A 17442-nucleotide genomic window follows, 5' to 3' on the forward strand; every position below is an offset into this window, starting at 1 on the left:
CCTATGGGAAAAAAACAAACAAAACGGCTTATCATTTTTGCAGGGTTTACCCTTGCCTTTTTGGCAATATTCAGTACAGCTTACTTTTTCAGCCATAATGCTGTATTGTTAACCATTTTAATGATGACACCAGCAATTAGCGTAATATTAACTAGGCTCATTACGAAAGAAGGCTGGAAAGGATTATATTTAAGCCCTTGTTTTCGAGGAAATATTAAGTGGTATCTTGGCGCTTATCTTGTTGTCCCGTTGATTGCCTTGATTGGGGCTGCGGTTTATTTTTTCGTATTTCCAAATCAGTTTGACCCATTGGGTTCTAAATTTGCGGTTGAATCCGGTGTTACCACCCTGCCCGAATATCTAAAATTACTGGCAACCATGATCCCTATGGCAGTCCTCATCAACCCAATCATGGGATTGATACAATGCTTTGGGGAGGAATTTGCCTGGAGAGGATATTTGTTTCCAAAACTATGTAATACGTTTTCGGTCCCTACGGCGGCATTGATGTCCAGTATTATTTGGGGATTATGGCATGCCCCCATTATCGCCATGGGATATAATTATGGAACGGAACGCCCTGTCTTGGGAGTTTTCGCCATGGTATTATTCTGCTTAGTGATTGGCACTATACAATCCTATCTGTTTCTGAAAACAAAATCCGTATGGGTTCCTGTGGTTTTCCATGCAGCACTAAATGGTATGGATTTATGGGCTCCTTCCACCCTGTTAATGAGTCAACCCACAAATCCATTTTTGGGTCCTGATCTGATTGGTATCCTTGGAGGGATTGGATTTTTATTTACCGCAATTATCTGTTTTATTAAGCTCTGTAATATGCCAAATAAAACATCTATGCAAAAATAATAGAGATACATTGGAAAAACAGAGGCTCTGGCTGAGCCTCTGTTTTTTGTTGTGATTAGATAGATCGTGTTGCAGTTTGGTGCTAGCTTTGGTCTGTTTGAAAAATAGGTTTTTTCGATAGATGGATGGCGTGGGATATTATGGCTGTGCTTTGATACTCCTTTCAGTGGCTATGCAGCCTATTAATTGGTAGACTATCCTATATTGTTTACTAATTATTATTGATTGCGTTATAACTATGTCATAAAAAATTAATATTTTTAACACCAGTCAATCACCTATCCCACACTAGTTGAACACATAACCCTATTATAATAATACCAGATTAAAATTTAAGGGAGAGAATGTCTATGTTGATGATAAAAAACGCTCTTATTAGTATTTCCAGATCGAAAGCAAGGAATATTTTAATTGGCATTATTGTACTTGTAATTGCAGTTTCCAGCTGTATTGCCCTTTCCATTCGGGAAGCAGCGGAATCTGCCAGGAAAAGTGGGATTGAAAATTTAGAGGTAACAGCCCAAATTTCTGTCAATCGTCAGGCAATGATGGAGAATATGGAGCAAAATGGTGGGGATCTAAAAGAGATGTTCCAACAAACTCAAGAACTCCCATTAAGCGAACTGCAAAATTATGCGACTTCTAACTATGTAAAAGATTTTTATTATACCATTTCCTCCTCGCTAAACGGTAACGATAGCCTGGAGGCAGTAACGACCCAATCAGAAACAGATACGGAAACTACACAACAACAGCCAGAAGGTGGTATGGTGATGCCAGGTGGCAATATGAATGGTGAAATGATACCTCCAGGAGGGATGGGATCGCAGGGGGATTTTACTGTAATTGGATACAGCTCCTATTCCGCTATGACCTCTTTTGTGGATGGCAGCTGTAAAATATCCGATGGGGAAATATTTGATGAAACCACTTCGGACACTGTGTGTATTATCAGTGATGAACTTGCCGCTTATAACGAGGTTTCCGTTGGAGATACCATTACATTGGTAAATCCAAATAATGAGGAGGAAACCTACTCTTTTACCGTCACAGGAATCTATACTAACAGTGAATCCGCAGTAAATGGAATCGATATGAGGGGATTCCAAGCTGCATCCGATCCAGCAAACCAGATTTATACCACAGCATCCAGCTTACAGGCAATATTGGATCAATCCAATGCCAATGCAGAAACAAGTACGGATTCAACTACAGGAATGGAATTGACAACCGCTTTACGTAGCCAGACATCTGGAACCTACGCTTTCTCTAATGTGGAAAGCTACGAAAATTTCCAGCAGGATGTTACAGCAATGGGATTAAGCGATGATTATACGGTGGTATCCACAGATGTGGAACAATATGAACAAAGCTTAGTTCCCCTTCAAAACCTAAGTAAATTCGCAAGTTATTTTGTCATTGTTGTGTTAATTATAGGTGGTATTATCTTAGTGGTATTTAGCATTTTCCAAATTCGGGAACGTAAATACGAAATTGGAGTTTTAACTGCCATTGGCATGAAAAAATGGAAAGTAGCCATCCAATTTATTATGGAGATGTTTACCGTTACATTGGCAGCTATCCTAATCGGCACAGGAATTGGCGCTGTGTTATCCGTCCCAACAACAAACGCATTGCTGGAAACTCAAGTCACAGCCCAACAGGAACAGCAAACCCAGCAGCAAGAAAACTTTGGAATGATGGGAGGAATCCCAATGGAAGGCGGCCAGCCTGGTGGACAACAACCGGATAGTGGTGTACAGCCCGAAGAGGGAGGGTTTACAGGATTTGGACAAAAGGTGACCAACTATGTGGACGAGATTTCTTCCGCTACCAATATGACGGTAGTATTAGAATTGATGGGAATTTGTATTTTACTTACCATTGTTTCCAGCTGTGTTGCAGTAGGATTTGTCATGCGTTATGAACCACTTAAAATTTTAACTAACCGGGTATAAGGAGGAAATAAAAATGAGTGTATTAACATTAGACCATTTAGGATATTCTTATGGGGAACGGTCTTCCTCAGTATTTCAAAATATTTGTTATCAATTTGAAAAAGGAAAGGTATATTCGATTGTTGGACGTTCTGGAGCAGGTAAAACAACATTACTTTCTTTATTGTCAGGATTGGCAAAGCCAACTTCAGGAAAAATCCTGTTTGAGGGAAATGATATAGCCGAAATGGATAAATACCGTTACCGTAGCCAGTATGTTGGGGTTGTGTTCCAAAGTTTTAACCTGCTTCCCCATTTGACAGCTTTGGAAAACGTTCGCCTATCCATGGATTTATCAGGGAAAAAATACGAAAACAAAAATGAGTATGCCCTTCGTATGCTGCAAAGTGTTGAATTAGATGAAGCCAAAGCGAAAAGGCGGATTTTAAAATTATCCGGTGGAGAACAGCAACGAGTTGCTATAGCTCGAGCACTTTCCTACCATCCAGAAATTATTTTGGCAGATGAACCCACTGGGAATCTGGATGGGGAAACCCAAGACCAGATTATGGATATTTTTCAGCGGCTGGCGCATCAAGATGGAAAATGTGTCATTTTAGTTACCCACTCTCCAGCGGTTGCGAAAGCTTCGGATGAAGTATATCAATTGTCCAGTAAATAGGAGTCATGATCGCCAGCTAAGCTGGTGGCTTGAGTAAGCCCTAGAAGGGCATAGTACCAGAAAGCATTAAAGATGTACTGAAATATCTGTCTTTTGCATCACTTGTACTGCTGCCCGTAAATGAGCAATTCTTTCCAACGATAGTTTTTTCGTTACGATAAGATTGCTGTTAGTAGCTCGCTTTGCTCGATGCTTAAAGTAAAGCTTTTGAGCGAGAGCCTCCACCGGCATATCCAGTGGATTCTATAACAATAAAAAAACACAAACGAATTCGTTTGTGTGCTGGATGTGATTTCATTTTTGTATACTACATTATTTTATCAGATTGGCATCAGTTTATTTTCATAGTCAAATCAAAATACAAATGATTCTATTTGTTTATTCATGCAAAAGACACAACGCAAAAATAAATTTTGAGCTGAAACCAAAAAATTTAATGAAATGGAGCTATTTCAGTACTACCATATAACCCCTTTCCGAACCCTATATCACATTGTATATTATTGAGTAGAAAGATTTATCTTAAATAAAAATATCCTTCTAAAACAGTAACTAAAATAATCAATCAGTCTTTATAAAATCCACTCCCATAAAAACTTGCGTAACAGCACAACAACTCCTCCAAATTCTGTCTGTTACAAAAACGATATGGAAGGTATAGCTGTTTTCTATAATAGAAAACAGCCTGCCCTTTCCAAGATAGAAAGAGTATGTGCTTATTATCATAAAGCCCCTCAACTACAGGTTTACTATAGTTGAGGGGTAATTGCTTCTATGGTTACTCTTTGTCTTTCTTTTCTTTACAAATCATTGCTACTACACCAAGGGATAATAAAGTACCTGCAAGAATAATGGTAATTGACATAGGCGGTAAATCTCCTGTAGCTGGGGGATTGATAATACCGCTATCTTCATTACTGGGAACATCCTCTTTTACATACCAGTTCGCTGCCAACCCAATCTCGGATGAATTCTCTATTGAATTGACGGAATCATCTACTACCAGTTCTATACGGAAATCCTGAATCGTTACGTTCTGTTCATTCTTATTCACAGATATAGCAAGCTCCTGCCCACAAAAGGCAGATAGTTTCCCTTCATATAAAACAGAATTGTCCTCCATAGAGACGACACGAATCGTCAGGTGATCCGCTATCGCGTCAGTTTGAGCTGTAATCTCTGTTTTGTAATACAAATTTATTTTTTGGTTATGGTAAATTTTAATATGGATATTTTTTGTAATAGTTTCTCCTGGACGGAGATCTGTGATTTGAAACTGCCTATTTTCATTAGGGTGGTCTTTATATAATTCGATATCTGTATCATTGTTACTTTCTGTAGTGGCTTTTACATCCAATACAGCTTCTGGTCCTATGATATGGTGAGAATGGGATGTAGCCATCATGGGAACTGTCTGTAGGTTAGAAGGGACAGCTTTATAGGACAAATGGGTAGAATGAATACACAATATACAATATAATACGAAAGTAAAAAAAGAGAACCCCAACAAAACAGCCAAAATAACGCTAATCCATTTGAACCAGCCGGCTTTATTTTGCTGTACCACTGTGGAAAACCTCCTTTGTATTTGATAAAATAATATCAGTTGTTCGCCCTATCTTTTCTAGTTCAACAATTCCCCATTTCATAATAACAAACAAATCAATTTCAGTCAACCTATTCGCTATAATTTTTATCAAAAACAATAATATTTTGTGCGTTTTTTTGTTTTGTCCTTCCATTTGAACTGGAAAAACTGTAATTTTAACGATAATATTCTATCCTATTCCCCATCCTTCTTTTCTATTTTACGAATCAAATATGACAATTGCTTTTTCTCCCATTTCGAATAGTAGATCATCTAGTTCAAATACCGAAAGTTTTTTCGTTAATCCAAAATAATGATACTATCCTGTCGATTCCTTTGATATAGTTTGCTTACCTTGGCAATCCACCACACACGCTTTAGAACCTTTATATCTTATTTTACAAGATGGACGGAATGAATACACTATGATTGAAGTTCTATACTATTTTTATAAAGAGCCGCAAGATGCGGTTGAAGCGTTACAAAAAAGGCAACAAATCACAATTACCGGAAAAGGTGATGGAAAGGTAGTACATATTTCTATAAAAAATGCCATTATTTAATCGGATTGTTTGGTAACGGTATTTTCTTATCAACCTAAGCAAAATAAACGCTCTGTTTTTACCATGGGAAAACGTTTGCAAACTATTGGTAGAAACAACAAGTGTTTTTTATGGTATTATATTGCGGATCTATGTGAAAAAGCAACATAATATACTCCTTATTTTTATAAAGTGTTCTGGTTTTCTTTTTCATTAAACCTGATTTTTATCGTCATTTTTCACATATTTTCGCATTAGCATTGAAATACATAAAATTTTGTCATACAATAGAAGTAATGAAAAGGAGGGTCTCGCATGAAAAAATTAGTAGCTGTATTAGGAAGTTCCAGAGCACAATCCGCTTCCAAAAAAGTGGCAATGGAAATTATCCGTGGAGCAAAAGAAAATGGATATGAAGTTGTAATTTACGAAACATTCCAGATGGAACTAAAAGGATGTATTGGCTGCGGAAGCTGCCGCCGAAACGGTACGGACTGTATCATCCATGATGGCATGCAGGATTATTATAGCGAATTACATCATTGTGACGCATTATTGATTACTTCCCCAAATTACTACTCTCAGATTTCTGGCCAGATGATTACGTTTATGAACCGACATTATTGTATGACAAATCAAGACCGTTCCTCAAGATTACAACCGGGTATCCAGTTAATTGGTGTATTTGCCCAAGGAGCTCCAGAAAATTATGAAAAATATCAAGCTAATTACGACTGGTACCTCAGTTTATTCACCGCTAAAGGGATGGAGCTGGCTGGAAAAATTGTGGTTGGTGGGGATTCGGACCTGAAAGAAAACGGAGCCATTATGAAAAAAGCGTACTCCATCGGAAAAAATTTAAAATAGCATACTCTCATTGTTAACTTGAAATAGCTCAAAATCAATTACAAAAGGATATCCAGATTTTTTTGGATATCCTTTTTCTTTACTTAAGTTTAAAATATTTTATTTTTTATTTTGAAAGGATTGATATACTGGTATTCCATCTTTGATGGTTTGTAATATTTGAATTTGGTTGAGCTCCAATTTTGGAGTCTTAAGCGGATTCCGATCTAAGATTACAAAATCGGCCCGTTTTCCCATCTTAATAGAACCTTTTTTCCGTTCCTCCCCGTATTGGTATGCGGCATTTATGGTAATTCCCTTTAACGCATCTAACACTGAAATTTTTTCCTGTTGTCCTATTACTGTCCCCTGTTTACTAATGCGGTTTACCGCACACCAGACAGTCTCCATCATATTTGGTAAAAGTACGGGGGTATCTTGATGAAATGTATATACAACATGGTTTTCTATGGCAGATTGGACGGGACTGATTGACATTGCTCGTTGCCCTAAGTTTTTACAGTGGATATCCCCCCAGTAATAGGTATGGGCAATGAAAAAAGAGGCTATCATATCCAATTCAGCCATCTGTTTTAGTTGGTCTTTCCGTACAGTCTGAGCATGTATCATAACAGGACGGATATTTTGTGTGCTGCCAGTTTGTTCTTTTGCCAACCTATATTGGTCAATCAATTGCTGGGCAGCCGCATCCCCATTACAATGGACTAAAACTTGCAGTTTTTCTTCCAAAGCGGTAGACAGGCATTCTAATACTTCCTGATCTGTATGAGCCGGATAGCCACAATAGCTGGACTCCCCTTCATAAGGTTGGCTCATCCATGCGGTTTTTCCTTGTGGGGAACCATCCAAAATTAGCTTATATCCTCCAATTTTCAGGTGGTTTAAGTCGTTTTTTACATATAGTTTATTTTTCTGCACTAATTCCTTTGCCTGTATATAATCTGGATAGGCTACTATATCTACAGTCAGCTGTTTTTGCGCAGATGCTGTTTGCAACAGGCTCCATTCTGGCTGCTTGGTTAAGCCGTCCTGTACTGTGGTAATTCCATTTTTTAGATAAACCTCTTCTGCCTGTTTCAATTGATTTAATTGCTGCTCTATCGTTGGAGATGGAATTTTTGAACTTCCCATAAAAAAGGCGTTTTCTTCTAAGTACCCATTGAAACTGCCATCTTCATTTCTACCAATTTTTCCACCAGCAGGATCGTCTGACTGTTGAGTGATCCCCATCTCTTTCAGTGCCATGGTATTCGCTACCCCCATATGTCCGGAAACATGGCTAATCAAGATAGGAATTTCAGTAGAAATCTGGTCCAATACAGTCCTATCAGGATGCTGTTTCTCCTGTAGATTATTGTGGTCATACCCAAATCCGATGAGCCACTGGCCTTCTTTTAACTGGTTACAGGACTTTTTCAGAATATCTACTATTTCTTGAAAACTGTTGGCATTGGAAAGGCAAGCCATACCCATAGTGGTAGCCAACGCGGTAATATGACTGTGACTGTCAATAAATGCAGGTAGCAATGCTTTTCCTTTCAAATCAACTAATCGAGCACCTGCAATATCCGTATCCGCAATATCTTCTATTTTTCCTACAAAACGGATGATACCATTTTCGGTCAGGACTGCCTCTGCTATCTGGCTTCCTTCCATGGTAATTACTGGCCCTCCATAATACAAGGTCTGTTCCATAACTTCATCCTCCATTGTTCGTAATAACATCTATTCATTCTATTATACCAATTTGTTTGGCTTTCAACCATCTTTTTTTGAAAAAAATATTGATTGTATATCTTTTCAGAAGATATTTTTCATGAAACAAATCCATTCTATATTTTGATAACAGGACAAAATATTTCTGATTTTTTCTATTATCCTTACTTCAAATATATTCATACTTATTCTATTTTTCTTAAGTATAAAAATAAAAAATTATGTAATAATTCTATCTACTTGAGTGTTTCTCTTAAAATATAGAAATCCTCCTTTGATATCATAATTACTAAACTTGTAACCATGATATCAAAAGGAGAATTTATTTTTTTACTTAAGTATAGTAGGGATATTCATCTTTTCCTAATATCATTTATGAAATCAGCACCCCATATTTTTGTTTCATTCGCTCCATTTTCTTTGACATTGGGCGGTATAACAACAATAAAAAGATGACGTTCCCCACACTGTGGGAGATATTAAATAAAAATCCGGTTACAAATATCATCCAGGTAGAAGCCGCGGTAATGCTCATCCCCAAAGAGGCCACGGTCCAGATATCCGTAATCATACTGAACAGCATCCCTGATAAAGCACCATCACACAATACTGGAATCCACCGCTTACCCCAGGAAAATTTTCCGAATATACCAGCAATCCATCCAATAATTCCCCATGCTAGCATCTGCCAAGGCGTCCAAGGTCCCTGCCCCATAATCATATTGGATACCAATGCACAAAGGGCTCCGGTTAAAAATCCTGTTTGCCTGCCATAGCAAATGCCTGTAATAATCACAATCGCCGTCACAGGTTGCACCTGTGGAAGGAATCCAAAAATAACCCTTCCTGCCGAAGCAAGTGTACAAATAATAATCACAGGCATAATGTCCCGTAGTGCTGGCCTTCTAGATTCAAATGACACAAAAAACAAACCGCAGATTCCTGCTGCCAGTAAAAAACTAAATAGCATATAATTATGGGTCATTCCCGTAACCGTTGCGTATCCCAACAAGAAAATGGCAACCCCAAACAGCAAATACGCAATTATTTTGGTTATTTTTTGCATTGTTCTACCACATCCTGACAAGTCACAGCCTGTTCCAACCTTCCTTTGCTGATTTTACTGGCTGCCGTAGTATAAAAATGGTTAGAAGAAAAAAACTCTTTTGGGGTTCCGGTTGATACAATTTCCCCGTTAAATAACAAGGCACACCGGTCAGAGTATTCCGCTGAAAATTCTATATCATGGGTTACCATTAAAATGGTGATACCATGTTCTTTTAGTTCCTTTAAAATAAAGGATAAATCATGTTTGGAAAACGCATCCAATCCTTTGGTGGGTTCATCCAATAAAATAACCTGGGGTTTTAACAGCAAAATTTTTAAAAATGCTGCTCGCTGCAGTTCACCACCACTTAAATCCATGGGATTACGCTCCATCAACGGCAGGATATCCTGGAAAAAAGAATATGCCTGGATGGTCTGTTCAATTTGTTTTGGATCAATTTTTTGTGTTTCCGCTAAAAAGAGTAAATCCTGTTTTACCGTGTCTTTTACAAAAACCATTAAAGGATTCTGAGGTAAATACGCCAAATGGTTCTGACAAATTTCTTTTTGAGGTAGTTTTGCCAAATCCTTGCCATTGAGCTTGATTTTGCCTTGGTAAGGACGGTACATTTTACATAACAAATGCAATAAGGTGGTTTTTCCCGCACCATTTCCACCCAAAATAGAAAGCAATTCCCCAGGGAATACCTCCAACGAAAGGTTATGTAAAACATCAGACCCGTTTTTTTCGTAGCGAAAACAAACCTCTTTTACTTTTAATACCGGTTTTTGTTTCGGCTGGGTACATTTCTCCAATGGGGTAGTTTTAATAACCTCTAATTGCCCCAGCATCTCCCGTCCTTCTTTTACTGTCAAAGGAATTTCGCCAGGACAATCCAACTGCTGGTAAATCCTACTGGCAGTTGGTAGAGCATACCTCATGTTATGCTGGTGCTTCCCAATCCAGGATGCTGCTGCTTTCGGTGTATCTTGCACCAAAAATTTTCCTTCTTCCATTAAAAAAACACGGTCTACCAATGGATAGATTTCCTCTAATTTATGTTCTGTTATAATAATGGTCAAACCCAGTTCTTGATTCAACCGGGATAAAACCGCAAAAAATTCCGAGGAGGAAATCGGGTCCAGTTGAGAAGTAGGCTCATCCAATATCAATACTTTAGGTTGCATAGCCATCACTGAAGCTAGATTTAAAATCTGCTTTTGTCCACCAGAAAGAGTCTCTATGGTTTGGGAAAAATAGTGTTCAATTCCAAAAAAACTCGCCATTTCCGCAACACGGCGTCGAATTTCATCCGAAGGTATCCCCAAATTCTCCAAACCAAATGCCATTTCCGCGAAAACACGGTCGCAAACAATCTGATCATCCGGTACTTGGAATACAAACCCTATATCCGAAACCAACCGGCGTTCTTTGATTGTTTGGATTGGTTCTCCTTCAAACAACAACTCTCCAGTCATCTTCCCTACCGGTGCAATTAAATGCTTTAAATGCCTCAAGAGGGTTGTTTTTCCGCAGCCAGATTGTCCACACAGCAAAATAAACTCCCCTGGTTGAATGGTAAAATTCACATCCTGTAAAACAGAATGTGTGCTGTTATGATAACAAAAACTCAAATTTTTTGCTTGAAATACTGGCATTATGCTGTTACCTGAATTCTGTGCCAACGCAATCCCTCCCATCCATTATAAAGCAGTGGTGAACAAAGTATGATGCAATGAAGAATACAAATCCCCAATTGGATAGGATTTAGCCGCCAATCCGTCATAGCAGGGAAAAAATAAAACTGAAATTGCTTTGCATAAAAAGCCCAGATGAGAAAAGCTGACGCGCCACACAATACTCCAAGGAAAAACCAATCCCGCGGTTTCATGCAAAAACTTTTGTAATGGGTTTTTCCCTTTAATCCATATCCTCTTGCCCGCATAGAATCCGATGTTCCTACCGTTCCTTCCATACTAATCGAAAATAGCACAGACAAAATACTACCACCCGCTTTTAGCCTGTTTTTGATACTTCCAGAACTGGTAGAAACTCCAAACATCCGTTGAGTAGCTGCGATCTGATCCAACTTCCTTTTAAAATAAGGGATAAATCGCAAAATCATCGTCACCATCAGTGCAATGGTGGGGATCACCTTACCAAACAAATAGAGTAGCTTATGGTTTTCCACCGTCTTTTGGAAACAGATAAACCACATGATCATAGAGATAATCATAACACCAGAACACAATCCATATAAGGTGGATTCCAATGTAATTGGTTGGTCATTCCAATAAAATAGTGGGGTAGTTCCTTGGTGGTTAAAAAAAGGATTCACCACCGCAAAAATCACAATGGTAGGTATCGTAAACAAAACACTAATCCCTAAAGTTTTCCACCCACTCGTAGAACCTGCACAAAATAAAGCTACTAAACAGCTGGTGGCCATCATTATAGGATGATTAAATAAAACACTAAATGTCACTGCATATAGAAAAAAACAGCAGCATACTCCAGGATGTAATTGTGAGAAATAGTTGGTACGCATCTGTTTTCCCCCTTAATTAATCAAAAATATGTTCCGTATAATACCACTCAATGGTTTCCCCTCCATGTAGCTGATATGCGCTACAAGACAGGTTGGGAATATCCTGGTTTACTTTATACTTCCATCCACTTTGTCCTCCACATGCCCTTTGCGGAATATGGTGAATCGATGTAATGTAAACATCTTTCCTTTTCACAGAGCCATCATAAGTTGGGGCAGGGTTTAGATTCAATGCCTGTAAAGCATCAAACACCGTTCCGTTTTTTGGAATTGTCACCTGAGTTGTCCCTTGAATATACCCATTTGAAGGAACATATGGGCGGTATGGTTCCGCTAAATTGTTGTTCCCAACTAACACCTTACACTGTACTGAAATAGTGACCTGGATGGTTTGTGGGGTTTCCGGTGCTTGGGATGGCGTTGTTTCCGCAGGGGGTGCTGCTGGAGTCTGCCCAGATGGCTGTTGTGCGGAATTTGGCTGATCCTCAGATGGTTGGTTTGCCGCAGGCTGGTTTCCGCCTGGTTTGGCGGAAGAGGGCTGTTTTTCATTTCCTGATTTAGAAGATTCCCCTCCTGCTTCTTGACCGGAACCTGAAGTTGGATTATCCTCTATTTGGGACCCCTCTTTCTCTTGATTGAAAGAGGAACTAGATTCTTGGGAAGAAGATGCTTCACTGGAACCATAGGAAGACTCCAGTTTTTTATTATGTTCTTCCACGGTTTCAAATCCTCCACATCCGGCAAAAGAAATCGCAATCATAAGACTTAATAAGAAACAAACAAAACGTTTCATGGTTATGCTCTCCTTTTTCAATGGATTCTGGTTTGTCCTATGAAAAAATAACTTATAATAAATTACTTTTTCATAAGATAAACAGGTTGGAGCCCCCAGTCAGGAGGCTCCAACAAGGTATCAGCTTATCTTTATTTTGGAAATGTCCTTGTTTGGAACAATCCTACTATTATTTCTGTTTTCTGTGCAAAGCAACCAGGGAAACACCAGCTAAGCCACAAAGGGCAACAACAGAAGCTACTCCCATATCCCCTGTCGCTGGAATAGGATGGGAAGATGTTGTACTTTCTGGTTTGGATTCTGGTTTGCTGGAATCTGGTTTCGATCCTGCAACTTCTTTTAAGGTTTGGAGCACTTGTTCCGCTTTTTCCAAATCCGCAATATTGGTTACTTTTGTCTGGAACGCAGCAGGCAAACTATTATACAGTTGGCGTAGCGCAACAATGGCCGATTCGTCTTCTAAATCAATTACTTCTGGTAATTGGCTAATTTTTTCAATTAATTGTTTGTATTGTTGGATTGGAGTATCGAAAAGATCGTATAAACCAACTTTACCATCTACCATTCTCTGGTATGCTAACATAGCCTCCATCCCTTGCTGGGTAGCCATATAGCTATCGCTTCCATTATAGGTAAACGCACCTGGTGTGGTTTCCGATTGAAAGCTTAATACAATATCCACAATGTTTTTACCAGTAGAATCATTTGCGGCTGCTACCGCTTCTGGTCCCGCTAAGCTCAAAGCGGTCAACACTTTTTCCGCAGTGTTGGAAACTGTCATTTTATCCGCTTTTACTTGTTCCTGCAACCATGCTACAGTTTCATCGACTATGGTTTTTACTTCTGGGTCTGTATCAGTATAATCTATCAAAGCAGCTACTACCATTGCTGGGCTATCTGCACCCCAGCTGGCCCCCCATTGGCTGGCGTTATATTCTGTTTTCAAGACATTGATGATATCTTCCGCAAAGGTTTTATCTGTAATTTCATCATCAAATTGGGTTGCTGCAATCAAAACAACTGGTAAGTTGGTATAGTATAATGAGGTAACAGCACTACGGTCCATTGATACCAATTTATCTACTAGATTAAATCCATCTATATTAGTTGGGTCTTCCCCAATCATCGCTAGTGCCAAAGCGTTTGCTGCATAATAAATAGCGCTTTCGGATTTTGTTCCATCCCAATTTTCATATTCCAATTTTCCGGTTTCATGTAATTCAGTAGCAATATTGCTGCGGTATAGTTTAAATAAAATATTATCGCGTTCTACTCCTGCCCGAGCAAGATACATCATATCCCAATAACTGCTTTCATTTGGTTGCTCTGTTTCCATATCATACATTGTTTGCAAATATGCTGCAGTATCCTGGATATCCTGGCTTAAATCCTTTTTTTCTGCCGCGCTGACTGGGAAAGCAAACATCCCAACCATAATTGCCATAGTGGTAAATAAAGCAATTAATTTTTGTTTCATATCCATTTCCTCCATTTTTAGGCAACGCCTTAATTTATGGTGAGGAAGTTTAGAGTATGGAATCCATTCCAATCAAAAAGCCTTTCTGATAGACAGAAAGGCTGACATAACAAAATCAGGCAATACACCTGTTTTTTCTTGATTATGTATCCCCTATCTATTCTCACCAAAAGATAAATGATTCCTGTTATTTATGGATATCCTGACTTACAGTTTCAAACCTAATCCTTCCCCTTCCCGATGGCGCAATAATCAGTGGGATTTGAAGTTTCGTAACTGCTTACAGTAGGTGTGAGCTGTCATGGATTTTCACCATATTCCCGGAAGAAAATCTTCTTCCCAGTAAAACTGCATAAATAACTTACTTTTATTATAATGAAAACATCGGAAAAAAGTCAATAGCTTTCCCGACAAAAAATAATTTTGCCACTAATTTTGGTAAACCAACTAGCCTACCAAGTCATAGAGGCCCATTTTCCAGTTAAAATAACATTTTTTATCACTAATGAATTGCTCCTATCCTCTGAAATGGAAACACACGGAATACAACTTTTCCTAGTAAGGCATCGTTGGAAAAACAGCCAATTTCACGACTATCGCTGGAATGATTCCGGTTGTCCCCCATTAAAAACACCGAATTTTCTGGTACAACAATAGGTGGCATATCTCCATACCAGTTGCCTTCCTTGAGATAATCTTCCTGTTTTACTTTCCCATCTATGAACAATTTACCTTGCTGTATCTCTACTGTTTGTCCTTCTGTTGCAACTACCCTTTTTACCAAATTCACATCAAAATCATTTTCCTTATCTGTAACTACAACATCTCCTGCCTTTGGGGTATACCCTAACTGCCACACAATTACAAAATCACGATCCTGTAAGGTATTTTCCATGCTAGGACCATTTACCAACGAAAAACATGCGACAAAATGGCAAAAAACAAAGATAAAAAGCAATACTGCTAAATAGATCCAATTGTGCTTCCAAAAATCACGTAATTTTTGACCCATATATTCCCCTTCTTAATATGAATACGATCCTAGTATAAAGGATAATGAATTTATATGACAAATCTATTGATAGAACAAAAAAGTTTTATAAATTACATCATATCCTATGTTGAAACCAATTGGAATTCTGGCGGACATACAACATTCTGTTTTTCCTTTCATAAACTAATAGCAATGGAAAAGGATGTGATGACTTTGCTATTTGAATTTTTCGGAACCATCATCCGGCACTTATGCTATCTGGCATTGCACGTGGAGCGAAATCAGTCGTTTCCAAAACCGCTTTCTGCAAAAGAAGAAAAAGAATGCTTTATGAAAATGGAACAAGGAGATACCAATGCCCGTAACCGTTTAATTGAGCATAATCTCCGTCTCGTAGCCCATATTATTAAAAAATACTATGCCTCTACCGATGACCAGGATGACCTCATCTCGATTGGAACCATTGGCCTTATTAAGGCAGTAAATACTTTCCATTACTCGAAAGGCACCCGTTTCGCTACTTATGCCTCTAGATGTATAGAAAATGAAATTCTAATGCATTTTCGGAATTTAAAAAAGACTGCTGGCGATGTTTACATAAATGATGCGATTGATACTGATAAGGATGGAAACGCACTGTCACTGCTGGATATTATCGCAGATGAAACCGATATGGCTGATATGGTAGATTTAAAACTGCAATCGGAACAGCTTTATCAAAGTGTTCGAAAATTACTTTCTCCTAGGGAACAAAAGGTTATTTGTATGCGATATGGCCTTAATGGAAACCGCCCAATGACACAACGGGAAGTTGCCAGTTTCTTAAAGATTTCACGTTCCTATGTTTCCCGGATAGAAAAAAAAGCTCTAGAACTGCTACGGGACGGGGTAAAAAACGATTTTACAGATTAAATTAACTTAGAAATAAGGGTTGAATCTTTTAAATAAAAATATCCTTTTTTTTATGACAAATTTTTTACATCAAAAAATAGAATTTTCTTTGACAATGTTTTGACATTAGCTTGTATATGGAGTATAATATAAATTAGATTCTTATCTTTTTCGGAATTTTCTAAATAGTAAGGAGAGAAAATTATGAGTTCTTTTGCTGTAAAAACAAAAGTTTTTTCAGGCGTAGATGCGTTTGAATATCTAAAGGGCTATCCAATCCAAAATGTATATATTATTACTGACCCATTTGCAGCTTCTTCTGGCATGATTAAAAACCTGACCGATGTTCTGGATCAGATGGGAGCAAAATATACTGTTTTCAGCGATGTTGTTGCTGATCCACCAATGAATGTTATCATCGATGGTATTGCCCAGGCAATGGAAGTAAAACCAGATTCCATCATGGCGATGGGTGGCGGTTCTGCGATTGATACTGCAAAAGCAATCAGCTATTTTTACATGAAAATCGCTCAGGTTCCAAAACCATTCTGTGTTGCTATTCCTACTACATCTGGTACTGGTTCTGAAGTAACCGCATTTGCAGTTGTTTCTGATAAAGAAAAAAATGTAAAATATCCATTGGTTGATGATATTATGCTGCCAGATGTGGCAATCCTCAACCCTAAATTAACCTTAAGCGTTCCACCGGCTGTTACTGCAGATACTGGTATGGACGTTTTAACCCATGCGATTGAAGCTTATGTTTCTACTGGTGCAACTGATTTTTCTGATACATTAGCAGAAAAAGCCGTACAGATTATTTTTAAATATCTGCCAATGGCGTATGATAATGGAAATGATATTCATGCGCGTGAAAAATTACACAACGCTTCCTGTATGGCTGGCATGGCATTTAATAACGCGAATTTGGGAATCAACCATTCCATTGCCCATGCAATCGGCGCTAAATTCCATGTTCCACATGGCCGTGCCAATGCAATTATTTTACCGTATATTATTGCATTTAATGCTGGTATGCGTGTAATTTCCAAAGAAGATTGTTCTTATGCTATGAGAAAATACGCAAAATTAGCCCATTTAATGGGTGTCGGTGCAGGAAGTAATCGCCAAAGTGTAAAGAACTTTATTCAATTAGTAGAAGGATTAATTGACGCTTTGGGTATTCCAGTAAGTTTGAGAGATCAGGATATTAATGAAGATGATTACAAAGGGTTCCGCAATATTATTGCAGAAAATGCAATGGCGGATGCTTGTACTCCTTCTAATCCACGTGTTCCAACCACTCATCAAATCCGTGAACTGTTGGATATGTGCTATTATCATACTGCATTATAATAAACAAAAAATAAAAGACCGTATCGGTTAGGTACGGTCTTTTTTATTAGTATAAACTTTATTTTCCTGTTTCAACTGCATGGTTTATTTAAGAAATAAGATAAAAAATCAATTTTTAAGCCATATACATTGATTG

At 38.2% G+C, this 17442-nt stretch carries 15 protein-coding genes and 1 riboswitch; of the genes, 7 read left to right on the forward strand and 8 right to left on the reverse strand.

Annotated elements, in window-relative coordinates; all coding sequences use genetic code 11:
* The first annotated feature begins 3 nt into the window (after positions 1-3).
* The 3 genes from H8Z77_RS08855 (at position 4) to H8Z77_RS08865 (ending at position 3486) form a co-directional block, all read left to right on the forward strand.
* A complete protein-coding gene (locus tag H8Z77_RS08855) occupies positions 4-867 on the forward strand; it encodes a CPBP family intramembrane glutamic endopeptidase (protein ID WP_186996784.1) in 864 nt (287 codons plus the stop codon).
* Positions 868-1217: 350 nt separating this feature from the next.
* On the forward strand, positions 1218-2825 hold the full coding sequence (locus H8Z77_RS08860) for an ABC transporter permease (protein ID WP_186996785.1): 1608 nt from the start codon (positions 1218-1220) through the stop codon (positions 2823-2825).
* Positions 2826-2838: 13 nt separating this feature from the next.
* Entirely contained in the window at positions 2839-3486 is a 648-nt protein-coding gene (locus H8Z77_RS08865; protein WP_186996786.1) for an ABC transporter ATP-binding protein, read from the forward strand.
* A gap of 778 nt (positions 3487-4264) precedes the next feature.
* Here the strand turns inward: H8Z77_RS08865 and H8Z77_RS08870 are convergent.
* The gene (locus H8Z77_RS08870; RefSeq protein WP_186996787.1) at positions 4265-5053 is read right to left on the reverse strand and encodes a hypothetical protein; all 789 of its coding nucleotides are present in this window, start codon (positions 5051-5053) and stop codon (positions 4265-4267) included.
* Between the two features lie 446 nt (positions 5054-5499).
* On the opposite strand from H8Z77_RS08870, the gene H8Z77_RS08875 reads away from it, so the two are divergent.
* Together H8Z77_RS08875 and H8Z77_RS08880 are read left to right on the forward strand one after the other, a co-directional pair.
* Complete coding sequence (locus tag H8Z77_RS08875; protein WP_159427351.1) at positions 5500-5637, forward strand: hypothetical protein; 138 nt, start codon at positions 5500-5502, stop codon at positions 5635-5637.
* Between the two features lie 294 nt (positions 5638-5931).
* The gene (locus H8Z77_RS08880; protein ID WP_186996788.1) at positions 5932-6483 is read left to right on the forward strand and encodes a flavodoxin family protein; all 552 of its coding nucleotides are present in this window, start codon (positions 5932-5934) and stop codon (positions 6481-6483) included.
* A gap of 99 nt (positions 6484-6582) precedes the next feature.
* Here H8Z77_RS08880 and H8Z77_RS08885 read toward each other — a convergent pair whose 3' ends face one another.
* The 7 genes from H8Z77_RS08885 to lepB form a co-directional block, all read right to left on the reverse strand.
* Positions 6583-8178, reverse strand: a complete 1596-nt coding sequence (locus H8Z77_RS08885; RefSeq protein ID WP_186996789.1) for an amidohydrolase — start codon at positions 8176-8178, stop codon at positions 6583-6585.
* A gap of 394 nt (positions 8179-8572) precedes the next feature.
* Positions 8573-9265 (reverse strand): ECF transporter S component, encoded by a 693-nt coding sequence (locus H8Z77_RS08890; RefSeq protein ID WP_186996790.1) that lies wholly within the window; start codon positions 9263-9265, stop codon positions 8573-8575.
* Positions 9253-10932 carry an ABC transporter ATP-binding protein gene (locus H8Z77_RS08895; protein ID WP_286165543.1) on the reverse strand — a complete coding sequence of 560 codons (1680 nt, stop codon included), beginning with the start codon at positions 10930-10932 and terminating at the stop codon, positions 9253-9255. The genes H8Z77_RS08890 and H8Z77_RS08895 overlap by 13 nt, the downstream gene beginning before the upstream one ends.
* On the reverse strand, positions 10905-11795 hold the full coding sequence (locus H8Z77_RS08900; protein WP_186996791.1) for an energy-coupling factor transporter transmembrane component T: 891 nt from the start codon (positions 11793-11795) through the stop codon (positions 10905-10907). Before H8Z77_RS08900 ends, H8Z77_RS08895 begins: the two co-directional genes overlap by 28 nt.
* Positions 11796-11811: 16 nt before the next feature.
* Positions 11812-12588 carry a DUF4430 domain-containing protein gene (locus H8Z77_RS08905; RefSeq protein WP_186996792.1) on the reverse strand — a complete coding sequence of 259 codons (777 nt, stop codon included), beginning with the start codon at positions 12586-12588 and terminating at the stop codon, positions 11812-11814.
* Between the two features lie 169 nt (positions 12589-12757).
* Positions 12758-14065: a hypothetical protein gene (locus H8Z77_RS08910; RefSeq protein WP_186996793.1), complete on the reverse strand. Its 1308-nt coding sequence runs from the start codon at positions 14063-14065 to the stop codon at positions 12758-12760.
* A 175-nt stretch (positions 14066-14240) separates the two neighbouring features.
* Positions 14241-14438, reverse strand: a riboswitch (cobalamin riboswitch).
* Between the two features lie 129 nt (positions 14439-14567).
* Positions 14568-15077 (reverse strand): signal peptidase I, encoded by a 510-nt coding sequence (lepB, locus tag H8Z77_RS08915; RefSeq protein WP_069987576.1) that lies wholly within the window; start codon positions 15075-15077, stop codon positions 14568-14570.
* Positions 15078-15266: 189 nt separating this feature from the next.
* On the opposite strand from lepB, the gene sigK reads away from it, so the two are divergent.
* Both sigK and H8Z77_RS08925 read left to right on the forward strand, forming a co-directional pair.
* The gene (gene sigK / locus H8Z77_RS08920) at positions 15267-15971 is read left to right on the forward strand and encodes an RNA polymerase sporulation sigma factor SigK (protein ID WP_186996794.1); all 705 of its coding nucleotides are present in this window, start codon (positions 15267-15269) and stop codon (positions 15969-15971) included.
* Positions 15972-16154: 183 nt separating this feature from the next.
* A complete protein-coding gene (locus tag H8Z77_RS08925; RefSeq protein ID WP_186996795.1) occupies positions 16155-17306 on the forward strand; it encodes a 1-propanol dehydrogenase PduQ in 1152 nt (383 codons plus the stop codon).
* The last annotated feature ends 136 nt before the right edge of the window (positions 17307-17442 follow it).

This window comes from Clostridium facile (genome assembly GCF_014297275.1).
GTDB classification, from domain to species: domain Bacteria; phylum Bacillota; class Clostridia; order Oscillospirales; family Ruminococcaceae; genus Massilioclostridium; species Massilioclostridium facile.

Coding starts and splice junctions, on each gene's coding strand:
- H8Z77_RS08860 (WP_186996785.1), top strand. CDS start 1,218: ATGTTGATGATAAAAAACGCTCTTATTAGTATTTCCAGATCGAAAGCA.
- H8Z77_RS08885 (WP_186996789.1), bottom strand. CDS start 8,178: ATGGAACAGACCTTGTATTATGGAGGGCCAGTAATTACCATGGAAGGA.
- H8Z77_RS08880 (WP_186996788.1), top strand. CDS start 5,932: ATGAAAAAATTAGTAGCTGTATTAGGAAGTTCCAGAGCACAATCCGCT.
- H8Z77_RS08905 (WP_186996792.1), bottom strand. CDS start 12,588: ATGAAACGTTTTGTTTGTTTCTTATTAAGTCTTATGATTGCGATTTCT.
- H8Z77_RS08890 (WP_186996790.1), bottom strand. CDS start 9,265: ATGCAAAAAATAACCAAAATAATTGCGTATTTGCTGTTTGGGGTTGCC.
- lepB (WP_069987576.1), bottom strand. CDS start 15,077: ATGGGTCAAAAATTACGTGATTTTTGGAAGCACAATTGGATCTATTTA.
- H8Z77_RS08865 (WP_186996786.1), top strand. CDS start 2,839: ATGAGTGTATTAACATTAGACCATTTAGGATATTCTTATGGGGAACGG.
- H8Z77_RS08910 (WP_186996793.1), bottom strand. CDS start 14,065: ATGAAACAAAAATTAATTGCTTTATTTACCACTATGGCAATTATGGTT.
- sigK (WP_186996794.1), top strand. CDS start 15,267: ATGACTTTGCTATTTGAATTTTTCGGAACCATCATCCGGCACTTATGC.
- H8Z77_RS08855 (WP_186996784.1), top strand. CDS start 4: ATGGGAAAAAAACAAACAAAACGGCTTATCATTTTTGCAGGGTTTACC.
- H8Z77_RS08875 (WP_159427351.1), top strand. CDS start 5,500: ATGATTGAAGTTCTATACTATTTTTATAAAGAGCCGCAAGATGCGGTT.
- H8Z77_RS08900 (WP_186996791.1), bottom strand. CDS start 11,795: ATGCGTACCAACTATTTCTCACAATTACATCCTGGAGTATGCTGCTGT.
- H8Z77_RS08925 (WP_186996795.1), top strand. CDS start 16,155: ATGAGTTCTTTTGCTGTAAAAACAAAAGTTTTTTCAGGCGTAGATGCG.